The 16,884-nt window shown below is 37.5% G+C and carries 18 protein-coding genes; 3 read left to right on the forward strand and 15 right to left on the reverse strand.

Annotation, left to right across the window (positions count from 1 at the left end; translation table 11 throughout):
* The 5 genes from LZZ90_RS00930 to LZZ90_RS00950 form a co-directional block, all read right to left on the reverse strand.
* Entirely contained in the window at window positions 1–2,196 is a 2,196-nt protein-coding gene (locus LZZ90_RS00930) for a peptidase domain-containing ABC transporter (protein WP_237788804.1), read from the reverse strand.
* Window positions 2,197–2,273: 77 nt separating this feature from the next.
* Complete coding sequence (locus tag LZZ90_RS00935; protein ID WP_237788805.1) at window positions 2,274–2,471, reverse strand: hypothetical protein; 198 nt, start codon at window positions 2,469–2,471, stop codon at window positions 2,274–2,276.
* A 50-nt stretch (window positions 2,472–2,521) separates the two neighbouring features.
* Window positions 2,522–2,701, reverse strand: a complete 180-nt coding sequence (locus tag LZZ90_RS00940) for a hypothetical protein (RefSeq protein WP_237788806.1) — start codon at window positions 2,699–2,701, stop codon at window positions 2,522–2,524.
* Between the two features lie 119 nt (window positions 2,702–2,820).
* Window positions 2,821–3,018, reverse strand: coding sequence for a hypothetical protein (locus tag LZZ90_RS00945; RefSeq protein WP_237788807.1), 198 nt, complete (start codon window positions 3,016–3,018; stop codon window positions 2,821–2,823).
* 100 nt (window positions 3,019–3,118) lie between these two features.
* On the reverse strand, window positions 3,119–4,666 hold the full coding sequence (locus LZZ90_RS00950) for a vitamin K epoxide reductase family protein (RefSeq protein WP_237788808.1): 1,548 nt from the start codon (window positions 4,664–4,666) through the stop codon (window positions 3,119–3,121).
* Window positions 4,667–4,936: 270 nt separating this feature from the next.
* On the opposite strand from LZZ90_RS00950, the gene LZZ90_RS00955 reads away from it, so the two are divergent.
* Window positions 4,937–5,152: a hypothetical protein gene (locus LZZ90_RS00955; RefSeq protein ID WP_237788809.1), complete on the forward strand. Its 216-nt coding sequence runs from the start codon at window positions 4,937–4,939 to the stop codon at window positions 5,150–5,152.
* Here LZZ90_RS00955 and LZZ90_RS00960 read toward each other — a convergent pair.
* Window positions 5,139–6,941 carry a helix-turn-helix domain-containing protein gene (locus tag LZZ90_RS00960; protein ID WP_237788810.1) on the reverse strand — a complete coding sequence of 601 codons (1,803 nt, stop codon included), beginning with the start codon at window positions 6,939–6,941 and terminating at the stop codon, window positions 5,139–5,141. The two genes, LZZ90_RS00955 and LZZ90_RS00960, sit on opposite strands and share 14 nt — an antisense overlap.
* 161 nt (window positions 6,942–7,102) lie before the next feature.
* Here LZZ90_RS00960 and LZZ90_RS00965 point away from each other — a divergent pair, with 161 nt between their 5' ends.
* Both LZZ90_RS00965 and LZZ90_RS00970 read left to right on the forward strand, forming a co-directional pair.
* The gene (locus LZZ90_RS00965) at window positions 7,103–8,281 is read left to right on the forward strand and encodes an acyl-CoA dehydrogenase family protein (protein ID WP_237788811.1); all 1,179 of its coding nucleotides are present in this window, start codon (window positions 7,103–7,105) and stop codon (window positions 8,279–8,281) included.
* Between the two features lie 129 nt (window positions 8,282–8,410).
* Window positions 8,411–9,196, forward strand: coding sequence for a DUF3050 domain-containing protein (locus tag LZZ90_RS00970; protein ID WP_237788812.1), 786 nt, complete (start codon window positions 8,411–8,413; stop codon window positions 9,194–9,196).
* A 29-nt stretch (window positions 9,197–9,225) separates the two neighbouring features.
* Here LZZ90_RS00970 and LZZ90_RS00975 read toward each other — a convergent pair whose 3' ends face one another.
* The 9 genes from LZZ90_RS00975 to LZZ90_RS01015 all read right to left on the reverse strand — a co-directional run bounded on the left by LZZ90_RS00975 (window position 9,226) and on the right by LZZ90_RS01015 (window position 16,832).
* Window positions 9,226–10,242 carry a hypothetical protein gene (locus tag LZZ90_RS00975; RefSeq protein ID WP_237788813.1) on the reverse strand — a complete coding sequence of 339 codons (1,017 nt, stop codon included), beginning with the start codon at window positions 10,240–10,242 and terminating at the stop codon, window positions 9,226–9,228.
* On the reverse strand, window positions 10,220–11,848 hold the full coding sequence (locus LZZ90_RS00980; protein WP_237788814.1) for an NAD(P)/FAD-dependent oxidoreductase: 1,629 nt from the start codon (window positions 11,846–11,848) through the stop codon (window positions 10,220–10,222). The genes LZZ90_RS00975 and LZZ90_RS00980 overlap by 23 nt, the downstream gene beginning before the upstream one ends.
* Window positions 11,826–13,343 carry a polyamine aminopropyltransferase gene (locus LZZ90_RS00985; protein ID WP_237788815.1) on the reverse strand — a complete coding sequence of 506 codons (1,518 nt, stop codon included), beginning with the start codon at window positions 13,341–13,343 and terminating at the stop codon, window positions 11,826–11,828. Before LZZ90_RS00985 ends, LZZ90_RS00980 begins: the two co-directional genes overlap by 23 nt.
* A complete protein-coding gene (locus LZZ90_RS00990; RefSeq protein ID WP_237788816.1) occupies window positions 13,336–13,548 on the reverse strand; it encodes a DUF350 domain-containing protein in 213 nt (70 codons plus the stop codon). Before LZZ90_RS00990 ends, LZZ90_RS00985 begins: the two co-directional genes overlap by 8 nt.
* Window positions 13,549–13,565: 17 nt before the next feature.
* Entirely contained in the window at window positions 13,566–13,751 is a 186-nt protein-coding gene (locus LZZ90_RS00995) for a hypothetical protein (protein WP_237788817.1), read from the reverse strand.
* 5 nt (window positions 13,752–13,756) lie between these two features.
* Entirely contained in the window at window positions 13,757–14,983 is a 1,227-nt protein-coding gene (locus LZZ90_RS01000) for a DUF4178 domain-containing protein (protein WP_237788818.1), read from the reverse strand.
* Between the two features lies 1 nt (window position 14,984).
* A complete protein-coding gene (locus LZZ90_RS01005) occupies window positions 14,985–15,347 on the reverse strand; it encodes an S-adenosylmethionine decarboxylase family protein (protein ID WP_237788819.1) in 363 nt (120 codons plus the stop codon).
* 91 nt (window positions 15,348–15,438) lie between these two features.
* Complete coding sequence (locus tag LZZ90_RS01010) at window positions 15,439–15,771, reverse strand: 2Fe-2S iron-sulfur cluster-binding protein (protein ID WP_237788820.1); 333 nt, start codon at window positions 15,769–15,771, stop codon at window positions 15,439–15,441.
* 2 nt (window positions 15,772–15,773) lie between these two features.
* Entirely contained in the window at window positions 15,774–16,832 is a 1,059-nt protein-coding gene (locus tag LZZ90_RS01015; RefSeq protein WP_237788821.1) for an NAD(P)/FAD-dependent oxidoreductase, read from the reverse strand.
* Window positions 16,833–16,884: the final 52 nt, after the last annotated feature.

Below are 16,884 nucleotides of genomic sequence, written 5' to 3' on the forward strand. Positions count from 1 at the left end.
TTAATTTCCTAATTGCAATTGATTGCGCACCAATTCAAAATAATTTCCTTTTTGTTCCACTAAAGCCGAATGACTTCCGATTTCTATAATTTTCCCTTTATCCAACACTACAATCTGATCGGCATTCATGACCGTACTTAAACGATGGGCAATCACTACTACGGTTTTATCCTTGAAAAACAAATCCAGTTTGCGCATGATTTCCTTTTCGTTATTGGCATCCAAAGCTGATGTTGCTTCATCAAAAAACAACATCTCTGGGTTTTTATAAACGGCACGGGCAATTAGTAATCGCTGCTTCTGTCCGGTACTCATACCTACTCCTTCGGAACCAATTTTAGTATTGAACCCTAAAGGAAGACCAAACACATACTCTTTGATGTTGGCCACCTCAGCAGCGTACAACAAACGCTCTTTATCCACTACATCTACTCCAACCGCAATATTGTTGGCAATGGTATCGCTAAAAACAAATCCTTCTTGCATCACAGCCCCTACAGTGTCTCGCCAAGCTCTTTGTGAAATGTTTTTTAACTGAGTGCTTCCAAGGGTTACCTCACCTTTTTCCGGTTCGTAAAACTTTAAAAGTAATTTCATCAATGTTGATTTCCCACTACCACTCACTCCCACAATAGCCGTAACTTTCTTGGTGGGAATGGTAAGGTTTAAATTATCTAAAACCGGAACATCCGAACCCAAATACCTAAAAGAAAGATCTTTAATTGCAATGTCTTGATTCTTCGGCACTTCGTTGGTTTGATTTACCTCCAATTGCTTTTCGTCTACCTTTTCATGAATCTCCGAAAGTCGCGCCAAAGAAATTTTAGCATCCTGAAGTTCTCGAACAAAACCGATGAGCTGCGTGATCGGTCCATTCAAACTTCCTACAATGGAACTGATAGCCATCATCATCCCTAAAGTAATTTCCCCATCGATTACCAACTTAGCCGATAAAAAGACAATAAAGATATTCTTCAATTCATTAATTACCGATGAACCAATGGATTGCGTTTGTTCCAAAATCAATCCTTTAATAGAAACGCGAAACAAACGCGCCTGAACGTATTCCCATCCCCACCGTTTTTGTCGTTCCGCATTGTGCAGCTTGATTTCCTGCATCCCATTGATAAGTTCCATTACCTTGCTCTGCTCCTGACTTACTTCGGAAAAACGTTTATAATCCAACACTTCTCTTCGTTTTAAAAACAAGGTAATCCAACCAAAATAGGCAATGCTTCCTGCAAAAAAGACCAAGAAAATCTTAAGGTTGTAATACGCCAAAACCCCTCCCATAACAACCATATTAATCACCGAAAAAAGAACATTCAGTGAAGAAGTTGTCAGGATGCGTTCAATTCTTTTGTGATCGTTAATCCGCTGCATGATGTCTGAGGTCATCCGTACATCAAAAAACGAAATGGGAAGATTCATTAACTTGATGAAAAAATCCGAAATGAGTGAAATATTAATTCGGGTGGAAAGGTGCAGTAAAATCCAACTGCGGATAAGTTCCAATGCGGTTCGTCCGGCAAAAAGAAATAATTGCGCGAAAAGGATCAGGTAAATAAACTTAATATTTTGATTCTGAATCCCGACATCTACAATACTTTGAGTAAGAAAAGGAAAAATAAGCTGCAGCAAACTACTGGCCAACAAACCGATACTAAGCTGCACCAAAAACTTCTTGTACTGCCAAAGGTATTTGTACAGAATTCCGAAACCCAACGCACCGGTTTCTTCATCATCATCAAACTCAGACTTATGAAATTTAGGTGTAGCTTCCAATAAAAGTGCCACTCCTTCTTGCGTTGTTGCCACTGCATTGTTTCCGATCCAAAATTTGAGAAAATCAGCTTGATTGTATTCCAAGAGCCCAAATGCAGGATCAGAAATACAATAATTCCCCTTTTTTATATCATGCAGCACCACATAATGCTCTTTATTCCAATGTAAAATACACGGAAGCGGCGCCTCTTCCAAGCGCTCCAAATTGAGCTTTACCCCTAAAGTCCGAAATCCGATTTTCTCTGCGGCTTCGCTAAGAAACAGCAAATTACTGCCTTCCCGTGTAGTTTCACTAAAATCACGCAGCTTTTGGATATTGATCGTTTTTCCGTAATGCCTGGCAATGATTTTTAAACAGGTTGGACCACAATCTTTACTGTCGGCTTGTATGTAATTGGGAAATTTCTTCAAGTTGTAAATTTTGTCTTCAAAAATAATTTAAAAAAACTGCCTGAAGTCATTTCAGGCAGTTATAAAACAAAAATCTATTACATTTCACTAGTTGTTTCACAAACAACATCTTCACGAATACAGATTTGAGAACCACACATAATAATCCATTCACAACAAATCAACCCTGGCGGCACCGGAGCTTTTCCGTTATCTGTAATTCCTCCAGTAATTGTTTTTTGCTCACTTATGGATAAGGCTTGAGCTCCTTCTAAATTTAAAATGTTTTTTAACATAATCCAAGTTTTAAAAAAGAACTACCATTCAAAGCCCTAAAGCTGTTCACCTATTCGTAAAACTCGATTTCAAAAGATGGCACTTCTTGGCACGCCAGTTCCAGACAATGCGAACCGTATTCGGCACACATTCCGTTAGTCTTGCATAACAGTTCGGCTCCATTAATTGAACATTGCTCTTTTTTAGATAATTTTTGAGCTCCCTGTAAGTTTAAAATAGTTGATAGCATGGTAGTTCTTTTTATTGATTAGTATTTTTTATTTATTGCATGAGCAATTTTTACTCATTTGACATTCTAAAGAGGGTTCTCTATAAAAAACACTCTATTTAGAATTTAAGCTGTTTCTATTAGTAGCAACATTTTGTACACGCTGGAGTACCAGGGTTCCCATCCAAATCTGGAGGACATGTAGCAGTTGTTTTTGGAACACAGAACATTGTTGCCCACATATTTGCGCATTCTTTGGTAATACCACCGTTGATGGTTTTTTGAGCTTCTTTAGTTAATTTCTGAGCTCCTTCTAAATTCAAAATGTTTTTTAACATAATTTAAAGTTTTTAAAAGTTGATTTATCCCAACCCTTTAAAGACACTTGGGAATTGTGTCCACTCTCGCGCAAGAATATTTTAATTTCGTTTCTTAACATTAATAGGCTAACACCTGCTTTGCTTCTGCAAATTCATTTAAGAAGAACCTCAGCTCCTCAATCTCATACTCTGAAGGGAATTGCTTTCCATTTAACAACTTAACCGGCGTATAATTAAAGTTGTTTTTAGCGCACCATTCGTACTGCATAAAAATTTGGTTATTGGTCTGCATATCGATTGCGCTAACTTTCCAGTTCTGTAACCAAAGTTCCAGTTCAGGCTGATTAATATGCCAATCGATAAGCGCAGCTTTAGCTTGTTTGGAATCAATATTGTTAATAGTCAGAATAGTCTCCACAACAATTCTATAAGGATTCTCCTGATTTTCAGGATTTATGTTAAAGAGAATCGTTACACCTATTTTTTCAGGGAATTTTTGGCACAATTCATAAGCCTGTTGAAAAGCTGTATGACAATGACCGCAACTTGGACTTACTATTACACTAAGCTGTACTTCTGCATGAGTGGATCCGAAGTTAAGCCCTTGCAGTTTCTCAAAACCTTCTTCTTGCGGAATTTCTTTCGATTGCGACTGAAATATTTTGAAATTCCTTTTGAACTTGGTCAGTTTATTAGTTACATTTTCCAATTCAATATTACGTTTCAAAATAGGCCTTACCAACATCCAAAGCGAAACAAACACTAGTGCTGAAATCAAAAACACCCCTACGGTAACCCCAGCTATCTTTTGCTGATAAAGCTGAGCAGATATAAACCCTGTTGCCTGAATTATCAACAAGAAAGAAACTGCCAGACAAAGTGTACACCATTTCTTTAATTCTACTTTCTGTAACCAGATTGAATACGCAATAACCGGTAAACTCATCACGCTAAGCCAGCCAATGATTGCAACCACAGGCTCAGAGAGAAATAAAAGCGCTGTAAAGGAACTTCCAAAAAACATAAGCGGTAATTCTGAAAAGTTAAGCGTATTAAAAATTTTGCTTTTCCCTGATTGAATCACTTTACTACAGGAAACCTCAGAACTCATATTGCAGAGCTTGGAAACGGTTTCATTTTTTATACCTAAACTTTCCTGAACAATAAAAACACCAACTAGGAAACCTAATAAAGAGGTAAGGCTAAAAAAAACGGTCCAAAGCGAAAATTCATTTCTTAATAAAGCCAGGGCAATAAGTGCCAAAATGGGTAAAACGTATTTTAGACTTTGGAAATTAAACGAAAAGGATGCTGGTTTGTTTTCGGTATTGGGTTCTATAGCAATCACTACTCCACCCCAATCCATCAGGAAGTCATCGGAAGACAATGACTTCATTTTGCTATGTGTTTCAACAGCAATTTTCTGACGGGACTTGGTAACTAAAACAAATTCTTTATTGAGAAACGTTAAAAACTGTCCAGGTAAATCATGAAATTGTTCTTTAGGAATTTTAACGGCAACATTTTCTATAGCCAGTAAATCTAAAGTATCGGTTATCGCATAAACACTTGGATAATTTGGATGGGAATTAAATAATTCTTCAAAACTTTCTTTTTGCTCTGAAAAATTATTTTCCGCCAAGTATTTTTTTACCAATTCAGTCATAAATTTTTAGTCTTAATTCAACAAATAATTGTGGATTGTTTTGACAAAAATTCAGCTTTTATGGCTCAAAAAAAAGGGAAGCCACCCACAATTTTTAAATTATAGGTAGATAATTTATAAATTATTGATTAAAATTTACAAACGCAATTAATTGATATACAGGTATTTAATTTTGGTTTTTTAAAAAAGCAACAGTAACAAATGAAAATAAGCTCAAAGAATAATCCAGGAAACTACATTTGTCAAGCAAACACAAAAAAACCCAATTTTATGAAACGTAATGTCTTTAAACTTGACTCTTTTTCTGGAAGTGAGTTAGATGCAAAACAATTAAAAACCATTCAAGGTGGATGGGGACCAACAGGACCAACAACTCCTCCTCCAGCAGTAGATCCGGAAGGAGAACCTGTTGGAACAGGTGGAAATGGTGATGGAAAAGATGGTGATGTAGCACCTCCTATTAAAGGAACTCCTACAATTCCTTAATCGTCTCAAGGCTTTCACTTTCCATAAGTCTTTTAGCAAACTGTGTCGGAGAAACACCGGTGCGTTTGCTAAAGGATTTTGTAAAAGATACGGCATTTTTAAAACCTACGCTTTCAGCAATAGCTTGAGTAGAATATTTACGGTAGGTAGGATTGTTAATCATTTGATCAATTACATAGTTAATTTTAAGCTCATTGGAATATTCACTAAAGGTTTTTCCAAAGCTTTTATTCACTACATAAGAAAGGTAGGTTGTGTTGGTTTTAATCTTTTTAGCCACTGCTTGCTGGGTGAAGTTCGGTTTTAAAAATTCCTGCTTTCGCTCTAAAGATTTCAACTTCTTAACAATTTCCTTTTCTTTTTCTTCATCTATGCTCAACATCGAAGGGCTTGCCAGCGGTTCTGAATTATCCAGTGGTTCTGAGGTTTCAATATTTTCAAACTGAACTTCGGTTACTTCTTCCTCCGCTTCAATTACCGATGTTTTATTTTTGAATTCATCAATTAAACTATTGATTCTTTCATTAATTCTTTTCTTATCACGGTACTGTTTAAAAGAAAATGCCACTAATCCCAACACCAAAACGATAAAAAACACAATCGATAAGCGTCTGAGAAGAATGGAAAAACTCATATCCTTCTGTAAATCAATCATTTCTTTTTTCAGATTCTGATTACTTAAATGATTGTTTACTTTTAACACTTCTGCATTTAATTCGGATTCAAATTTTTCGAAATTATCAAGATAAATCTGTGAATGGCGCATCGCATTTTCCTTATCGCCTAAATCCTTATAAATTTTAGATTGATAATAGTTGGAACGAACATACTCCAATTCATTGGTTTTGTTTTTTTTATAAATTGAATCTACCCGCTGAAAAAGCACTAAAGCTTGTTTGTACCGCTTAGTTTCAAAATACAAATCCCCTAAATTATAACTGATATTACAATAAATGACAACCAAATCATGTTCTTTGGCCAACTGTAAGGTACTTTGGTAGATATTTTCAGCTTCTTTGTACTGGTTTTTTAAATAGTAAATATTGGCCAGATTTTTTTGAGCATTAATTCTGTTACTAAATAAATCTTTGGAATATAATATGGCCTTTTTATAATAATACTCTGCAGAATCCAGTAACTTTTTATTGTCTTTATCCTCAGCATAGCCTTCCTCGTAAAAGCTTCCCAAATTGGTATTGATATTACTTTTCCCTTGACGAAACTGACTTGGGGTGTACAATCCCTGATTGGCATTCATGATCTTTTCAGACAACTTACTGGCTTTTATGGCCATCTGGTAATTTCCAACCTCTTTATTAATGATTGAAATATTATTGTTAAACTTCACAATCTGCATGATGTCTCCAACGGATTGTGACATCTTCATCCCTTGCTGGTAAAACTTAAGTGCCTTGGAAAATTCACCTCTTTTCCAATAGGTTAACCCTTTATAATTTATGATATAAGCATTTAATTTGGTCTTTTCTTTAGAAGATTTTACCTGGTCTAAAGCCGCCAGCGATTTTTCATAATAAAGATTTGACTTCAAACTGTCGCCTTTAATCTGAAACAAATACGATTTGGCACCAAAAGCAAAAGCCTTGTGTGAAAGATTATCCGACATTTCAATTCTGTTGGAAACGATCATCGCACTATCAACATTAGAATTGAGCAACAACCTTACTTTTGCGAATAAAACAGAATATTCCTCCTCAGACAATGTGGTTTTTTTTTGGGAAAAACCAACAAAGGAGATCAGTAAAACGATCCAATAGATAAAACGTCTCATTGCTGCTTTATAAAAAAAATTTTCACAAAAGTAACGCTTATATGAGTATAATCAAACGAAATTTGTCCCACAACGTTAAAAAGTCATTAAAATTATAACAGCCCGTAATTGATTAGTTAAATTTGTTTCTTTACTTTTGTCAACCAAAATAACAAACAACAATGAAACCAGATTTATTTCAAGCACCTGATTATTACTTGTTAGACGATTTACTAACAGAAGAACATAAATTAGTGCGTGACTCTGCTCGCGCATGGGTAAAAAGAGAAGTTTCTCCAATTATTGAAGAATATGCTCAAAAAGCAGAATTCCCGAAACAAATCGTAAAAGGTTTGGCAGAAATTGGTGGATTTGGACCTTATATTCCAGTTGAATATGGTGGTGCAGGTTTAGACCAAATCTCTTATGGATTGATCATGCAGGAAATCGAGCGTGGGGATTCTGGAGTACGTTCCACTTCATCCGTTCAATCTTCCTTGGTGATGTACCCAATCTGGAAATACGGAAACGAAGAACAAAGAATGAAGTATTTACCAAAATTAGCTACCGGAGAATGGATCGGATGTTTCGGTTTAACCGAGCCTGATTACGGTTCCAACCCAGGTGGAATGGTAACCAACTTCAAAGATATGGGCGACCATTATTTATTAAACGGTGCCAAAATGTGGATTTCCAACGCTCCTTTTGCAGACATCGCTGTAGTTTGGGCTAAGGACGAAACCGGAAGAATTCACGGTCTAGTTGTGGAAAGAGGCATGGAAGGATTCTCAACTCCTGAAACACATAATAAATGGTCTTTGAGAGCATCTGCTACCGGAGAACTTATTTTTGACAATGTAAAAGTTCCGAAAGAAAACCTTTTGCCTAACAAATCAGGTTTAGGAGCACCACTAGGATGTTTGGATTCTGCACGTTACGGAATCGCTTGGGGCGCTATCGGAGCAGCAATGGATTGTTACGATACAGCTTTAAGATATTCAAAAGAAAGAATCCAGTTCGACAAACCAATCGGAGCTACTCAGTTACAACAGAAAAAATTAGCTGAAATGATTACCGAAATCACCAAAGCTCAGTTATTGACTTGGAGATTAGGAGTTTTAAGAAATGAAGGTAGAGCAACTTCTGCACAAATTTCTATGGCAAAAAGAAACAACGTGAACATGGCAATTGAAATTGCTCGTGAAGCACGTCAAATGTTAGGAGGAATGGGAATTACCGGTGAATATTCTATCATGCGCCACATGATGAACTTGGAATCGGTTATCACTTACGAAGGAACACACGATATCCACTTGTTAATCACAGGTATGGACGTGACCGGTTTCTCGGCATTCAAATAAGATTAAATCTTAATTTTTGATAAAATCAATGTTAAAAGCTTCTCTAAAACGGGAAGCTTTTTTATTTTTGCAGAGCGAAAAACAAATCCGAACAAGGCTTGTTTTCGTATATAAAAACAAAAATGCTCCATGAATATTCAGTCGATAAATAAGTCGATTCAGCCTCAAAAAGAGCAATTGCTGAATCACCCTTTATATAAACAAATTCAAACTGTTGACGATTTACGCCATTTTCTGGAAGGACACGTGTATGCGGTTTGGGATTTCATGTCGTTATTAAAGGCTTTGCAAATGAAACTTACCTGTACAACCACACCTTGGTTTGCTTCACCGAATCCTGAAATGCGTTATTTAATTAACGAAATTGTCTTGGCGGAAGAATCTGACATCACTTTAGACGGTAAAAGACAGAGCCATTTTGAAATGTATCTGGATGCCATGAAAGCTTGTAATGCCAATACCGAAACTATCGAGGTCTTTTTGGAAAGCGTAATTGCCATGCAGAACATCTTCGTATCGATCCGAATCAGTGATTTGCACCCGAAAATAAAAGAATTTTTAGATTTTACCTTCCGTGTAATTGAACAAGGAAAACCACATGAAATTGCGGCGGCGTTCACTTTTGGAAGAGAAGATTTGATTCCGGATATGTTCACGGAAATCCTTAAGAACTTCAAAGCGAATTTCCCGGAAGTGGATTTGTCACAACTAATTTATTATTTCGAGCGCCACATCGAATTGGATGCCGACGACCACGGACCAATGGCCATGCAGATGATCACCGAATTATGCGGCAGTGATAACCAGAAATGGAAGGAAGTCGAATCTATTTCAATTCAGGCACTGGAAAAACGCATCGGTCTATGGGATGCCATCGAAGAGCACATTAACGAAAAGCATTTAGCTACCACATAAAAGAAAAGTCCTGAGAAATTCAGGACTTTTTATTTTGATTTCCAGATGAATCCGTCCAAAAGATAATGGGTAAACTGCGGAACAGTAAGCAGTGGCACCAATAAAACATGCCAATTTGAAAAATCTGCGGCGTTAATGGAAAAATGTTCATTCCACACTAAAATTTCCCATAGATATTCTTCGAAAAAAGCAATAACAGTTAGGATTAGCACAAAAATGACTACACCCTGAAAGCGTTTCAAATACGTAAAAACTCCATAGTTCCTACTTGGCTCACTTTCAATTTCTTTCAAGTAAATCAAAGCCATATAAGGGATTCCGTGCGAAACCACATTGAGCAAAGTAAAAATCAAATCGTTATTAAAATAGACAATACCAAAATACCAAGATAAAGCCGTTCCTGCTATGATGGCATTTTTGGGAACATTGAAAAACTTTTGCCTTACGCTCAAAATCACAGTTCGAATAACATAAAACAGCATTATCAAGAAATAACAAACGCCTAAGATTTTAAGAACCGTCTGGTTTTCAAACCGGAAAAATTCATCTTCCATAAACCAATTGAATTTTCGGGGAGAGGACAAAAACCAATACAACATCGGATAACCGGTTGCTGCATAAATCACAAGACTGTCTATACTCCTGTTTAATTGAGTTCTCGGTTCTTTTCGGGAATACAAACGCATAAAACCGTACTGCTGCCTTATAAAATGAAACACCGCCACATAAGCCAATACCGACCAAAACACCTTGCTACCAAAAGAAAAAAGTACTATCCCAATAAGTAAACAAAGTAACGGCAATCCTAAAAAAAGACGTTTTTGCTGCTCAAAGGTTTTTGGGTTAAAATAAGTCTTGAAAAGTGTAGAATATACGTGTGCCACATCGATAAAAACAATCAAAAAAAGCCAAGTGTAAAACGAATAATCTTCTTGAATTCCAGCAAGCCAATCCTGAAACAACACAACCACCGCCAATACTAAAAAAGGCGGTAAAAGAATAAAAACGCTGTCCGTTTTGGCTTTATGTATCCAGGGTTGTTCCATAAATAATTGCATCCGCTGCTTTAATTCCCTGATGAAAAGCTTCTTCAAAAATTGAAATCCCAGACAAATCGGAATGCGCAAAATAAATTTTATTCTCAATTGGTTTTGCCGCTTTTTGCTTAGCTTCTCCAAAAATAAACCCCGGAACCGGACTGATCATTCCATGTCCTAAACGATGCACTTCAATAGTTTGTGTTTGAGATTCAATAGTTGGATGAGGGATTTTCAAATCATTAAAAACCAACTGTTTCCAATAGGCCTGTGACTGTTTGTACATAAATCTTCTGCTCTTTCTTGTATCTGCATCAGAAAAACTGTAATAATAGGTGAGCACTTTTTTGCTTTGCAACTGCTCAACCGATTGGTGCTGATCGTAAATATAACCCAATCCTTTAGAGCCGTGCACCACATTGTCCCAACACAACGGATAACTGGCATTGTCCCACAATTCATTTACCGTTAAAGTAGCTAACATCCAAGGGGCATAGTGAAAATTCTTAGCACAGTCTTTTCGCCCCTCAAACAAATACTGATTCACAAACTGAGGCGTTGCCATAAGCACTTTATCAGCTATAATGGTTTTGGAACTATTCTTTTTTTCGTCGAAGACAAGCACATGCACTTTATCATTCTGAACTTGAACGCTGTAAACCAAATGATTTTTCAGGGCTTTTTTTTCGGAATACTTCTTCAAATGGGTTGCCAATCGGGCATTCCCTTCTGGCCAGGTCAACACATTATCGCGGTCTTCTTTTACCGAATCGTGTTTTCGGCCGGCAAAATAATGAATCCCTGCCCAAGCTGAAACGGAAGCGATGCCCAAACCAAAATCGTCACGGCAACAATAATCTACATAATCCAAAAGTGGTTGTGAAGTTAAATTCTGTTCCTGTAACCATTGTCTCATGGTACTATTGTCCAGCGCTCTAATTTCATTTTTATCCGAAGAAAGTGAAAGTGGAATATCAAAGTAATAGTTCCCTTGCTCATCTTTTGCCGTTCGAAAGAAATCCATTTTTGCAAAAAAAGCTTCAAAATCATTATCCTCTTTTGCTGAATTCCCATACTTTGGCACCAAACCTTCCTGCCAGTTGTTCTTGTAAAAGAGGCGTTCCTGAGGCGAGAAGGTAAGTTGTTCTTCATCAAAAATCGGATAACCTTCAACATCGTAGCCCGTGATTATTTTTTCTTCGCTTAAAAACTGAAGCAATTCTTTATCCTGAAAATTTGGCAAAGGCAAATAATGAGCTCCTAACGGGAATTTCGAATAGCGGTTCTCTCCGTTGGAAGAATTTCCCCCTAAATGATTTTCCATTTCCAGCAAGAGAAAATCCTGCATTCCTTTTTTAACAAAGTGACGAGCTGCGCTTAATCCTGAGATTCCTCCTCCAACAATAAGACATTCGACATGATGGGTCTCCGTTGGTTTTGGAAAGTTTTTAGTCCAAAGACGATGCCCCAAAACATGATGGGTTCCGGTTAATCGAAAAACCAGTGAAAGCGCTTTTTCCTTACAGGAGTTCAAAAACGGAAGCACTAAAGCCGAAACCGCAATTCCTTTTAAAAACCCACGTCTGGAACTGTTATAATTTTCCCCACTCTTCATCAAAATAACGCACTAAAATCTGGTTGTCCAATCGGTTGATTTCTATATTTTCAGCAACCATATCTTTAGAGAAATAGTTGAGTTTTTCAAATTGATAATTGTAATAACGTAAGCCGCTCACTTTCCTGTTTACCTTACTAAAATTAACAGTCGGATTGTTCGCCGCTATAGTAAACCCCCATTCTCCGAAAGAAGGTACATAAGCATGAAACGCATCAGTTTTCGGAAAAATTTCCTTAACGGTTTTATTGATGCACCAAAACGACTTAGGTGCAAAATAAGGCGAAGTAGTTTGTACCACCACCACACTTTCAGGCGTTAAAATTCGTTGCAGGGTTTTGTAAAAATTGAGCGAATACAATTTCCCAAGACTGTAGTTGGACGGATCGGGAAAATCGATAATAATCACATCAAATTTTTCTTTAGCCTCTTTAACCCAAATGTAAGCATCCTGATTATAAACCGTTACCTTATCATTTAAAAGTGATTGCTGATTGAAGCCGGTTAAAATCGTATTGGTTTTAAAAAGCTGGGTCATACCTTCATCCAAATCCACTAACGTGATTTTTTTCACGTCTTTGTACTTGAGAATTTCTCGTACTGCCAAACCATCACCTCCTCCTAAAACCAGAACATTTTCAACTTTAGCCGCAGTTGCCATAACCGGATGCACCAAAGCTTCATGGTAGCGGTATTCATCTGCCGAACTGAATTGCAGGTTATTGTTCAGATACAAACGGTAATCACTTTTGTTGTGGGTTAAAACAATACGTTGATAAGGTGTAGTGTGAGTATAAACAATATTCTCCCCGTAGAGACGGGTTTCGGAATACGATAAAATCGAATCGGAAAAGCAAAAGGCAATCAGTAAAACAAGAAATGAGCCGATTGCTTTAGCTTTTAAAAGGAACGGTTTACGCAATTCGTTCGAAAGCAAAAAACATAAGCCAATAGCTATACCAATGTTGATCATTCCAAAAAACAAAGAAGTGCGCATAATTCCCAAATAAGGAACCAAAACCAGCGGAAACAAAATCGAAGCCAAAAGTGCCCCGATATAATCAAAGGTGAAGACATTGGAAACCAAATCCCTGAATTTTACCTTGTCTTTGAGAATGTTCATTAGTAGCGGAATTTCTAAACCAACCAAACATCCGGTTACAAAAACCAGAAAATACAGGATGAACTGAAAATAGCTCACACTCTCAAATAAAAGGAACAACACCACCGAACTCAATCCACCTACCAGCCCCACCAGAATTTCAATCTCCACAAAAGTATTGAGCAGATTTCGTCTGATAAATTTCGAAAAATAAGAACCCACTCCCATTGAAAAGAGGTACACCCCAATAATAAAGGAGAACTGTTTTACCGAATCCCCAAGCAGATAACTGGCTAAGGTTCCGGCAACCAATTCATAAATCAGGCCACAGGTAGCAATGGTAAAAACTGCCAGTAAAAGCAGGTATTCAAATCTTAAAAACCGATTACCCATGAATCGCCGCACTGATTATCATAGAAATCCCAATGATAAAAGCTGCAAACACTATAGCAACCGCAGTATTGTTTTTCTGAACAATCTCTTTCCAGGTATTCTCGGGTGTAATTTTCTCAATTACAAAATAAGCCAACAATAAAATGGCAAATCCGATTGCCGAGAAAAGAACTGAGTTTAAAACAGGTGTAAATGAAATATCCATGATACTATATTTTAGGGTTATTTATGATAAAAATGATTGATTGAACCTCGGGTTCCTGATGTAGTCGGCCTATAATTTTCGGTGGTTTCGCAGTCACAAATTCTGTTGCCTGAAAAAGTAAAATACAGATACATTCCGTAAAAAAGTAAGCCTAAAATAAGACTTACGCGGTTTTGTTTAATAAATTGGAGTACTGTTTCCATATTGTTTATTCGCTATAGGGTGAATTATCGCTATCCGCCCAACGTTGTTTTTCAAAATAATATTTACCATAAAAAAGCACTACGGATAAAATTCCCATAAAAAGAATGGTCATCCAAATATTTCGCATCGAACCATCGTTCCAAGTCGCCTTAATCCTTAATTGATTGTTGGTTAAATCTTCCGGTGCTTTTTGTGGGGTTACAGTTATGTGGTATTTTCCGGAAGGCACACCGCAAATGTTGAACTCTTCATTAGTACTTCCCTCTGACCAGTTTTCACCTTCGGTATAACCGTGGTAGTATTCAATGTCTTTACTGGCATAGCGTTCCTCCCCAGTACTTTCATTTATCAAAGCTACTTGCACGTTTGCCCAGGAATTATCAACATCTGAAGAAACATTAACCGTCATAGGCGCAGAACCTCCTTTCAATTCAAACGATTTACTTACCAGTTCTTTACTGTTGTTCTGCGAAAAAAGCAATGTTTCACTCATCACCTCTTTTTTGACCTGATCGGCATAAATAAAAATATGGGAAAACAGGATCAGAATGGCAACGGTACAAAAAATAATAACCGTTTGCCTTACATTCACATAAAAAGGCTGCACCAAACCAACTCCAGATTTAAAAGGCAAAGAGGTTCCCGGAAATGCTTTTTCAACTTCACTCTTTGAGATATGCTCTCCGAAATATGCTTCACTGGATCCTCCTATTTTTTCAATGGATAGTATATATGGAGGATTGATGTATTCATTCATTCGAATATTTCCTTGCGGTAGTTCGAAATCGAAATAGCCTTGAGCCGTGGCAATCTGCACATCACTATAATCGAACAAGTCCAAGGACATCCCTTTATGACTCAGTACCCTAGGATGGTATTTCACATCATATTTATCAGTAATTCGCTCCAACAAAATCCAATGCCCTGAGGTTTCTGATAGGTAAATGTATTCACCTTTTTCGCCCTGAAGCGTGTATTCTTTCCAAAAATAAATATTATAAGCTCTTTTAACGATTAAGCCAACCACTACATATTTTTTCCCGCGAAGTATTCCCGCTTGTCCAATTTTCAAAGTATCGAAAAGCTTTGGATGGGTGAATTTTTGCCTAAAACGCAAGCCTTCGTTGTGGTATTCGTACACCGACTGACAATTTGGACACACAAAGTTCTTTACCTCAAAAGCCACGTTAACTTCGGTTGTGGTGTCGCACTGATAACAAGGTACTTTCATCTTATCGGTAAATTTCAAATTCTTTAATCACTTTTGCTTCAAAATAATCGATGTATTCCTTGGCGATTGCTTTTACTTTTTCAGTATTGTCTTGAAGGTAATTACACAGGTACACATCTAAGGTTAACTGCTCATATTCCGGCCAGGTATGCACGCAAATATGCGATTCTTTCAAACAAAAGGCAATGGTAAAGCTCTCGTTGTCAAAATTGTGCGTAAGTTCCCCAACCTTCTCCAGATTATAATGTTGGAGAATTTCATCGGTTTTACGGATAAAGGATTGGCTGTCGGTTAATTTGAGAATTGATTTCACTTCTAAAGTAAGCAAAATATGTAATCCCGGAGAATACGAATGTGATGTCATTAATGGAACCTAAACGTGTATATATGAACTTATACGGAGGTGTTAAAATTTTGTTACAAAAAAAGCGAAGAAAAATCTTCGCTTGTGTTATTTAGGATTCCGGAGCCAGTTCTACTTCGAGTCCGTCTATTGCTTCGGTGATGTGAATTTGACACCCAAGCCTGCTGTTTTCTTTTACGTTGAACGCCTCCCAAAGCATTGCTTCTTCATCCGGGTTCTTTTCCGGCAGCTCGACATCGTTTAAAACGTAGCACTGACAGGAAGCACACATGGCCATTCCACCACAGATTCCAATAGTTCCTTCCGGAGCCAATTCGTAGGCACGAACCAGTTCCATGATGTTCATGTTCATATCGGTGGGCGCCTGAACTTCATGAGCAACGCCTTCACGGTCGATTATTTTTATGGTAACATCTTGTGACATACTTAATCAATTGCTTTTACTACCGCTTTTTCCGCTTCTTTTCGGGTTCCGTCAAAACCGTCCACACCGGAAACTGTAGTGTATTTCAATACGTATTTTTTTCCGGGATTTAATTTATTGTACACTGATTGGCACATTAAAGTCGCTTCGTGAAAACCACACAAAATCAATTTTAATTTACCCGGATAGGTATTTACATCGCCAATGGCATAAATTCCTTCGATGTTGGTTTGATAATCCAAAGCGTTGTTTACTACGATGGCGTTCTTCTCGATTTCCAAGCCCCAGTGTGCAATTGGCCCTAATTTCGGAGTTAAGCCGAAAAGCGGAATAAAATAATCCGTAGCTACATTCATACGCGCTCCGTTTACCTCAATATCTACTGATTCGATGCGCTCCGAACCTTTAAAACCAACTACTTCACCCGGAGTGATCAATTTGATTTTACCCGCGTGCTTTAATTCCTGTACTTTTTCTACGGAATCCAAAGCGCCACGGAACTCGTTTCTGCGGTGCACCAAAGTAACCTCGGAAGCTACATTGGAAAGGAAAATACTCCAATCCAGCGCCGAATCTCCTCCTCCTGAAATTACCACGCGCTTACCACGGTATTTTTCGGGATCTTTTACAAAATAATCTACTCCACGGTCTTCCTGTTCGTAGAATTCCAAATCTTTAAGAATCGGTTTTCTGGGTTCAAAACTCCCCAAACCTCCCGCAATAGCAACTGCTTTAGCTTTGTGTTCCGTTCCTTTGTTGGTAGTTACGATAAAGTTTCCGTCTTCGAGTTTTTGGATGTTTTCAGCTACTTCGCCTAAAGTAAACCCGGGTTGGAACTGTTTGATTTGCTCCATCAGATTGTCTACCAAATCTCCTGCTAAAACAGAAGGAAACCCCGGAATATCGAAAATGGGTTTTTTAGGGTATAATTCGGTTAACTGTCCGCCGGGTTGAGGCAGACCGTCAATGATATGGCATTTTAATTTTAAAAGCCCTGCTTCAAAAACGGCAAAAAGCCCCGTAGGACCTGCACCGATGATGAGTATATCTGTTTCAATCATTGTTTAAAATTTTCTGAGCAACAAAGTTACTGAGTTGTAATTTTACCCAACA

The organism is Flavobacterium sp. SM15, from assembly GCF_022012335.1.
Lineage (GTDB): Bacteria > Bacteroidota > Bacteroidia > Flavobacteriales > Flavobacteriaceae > Flavobacterium.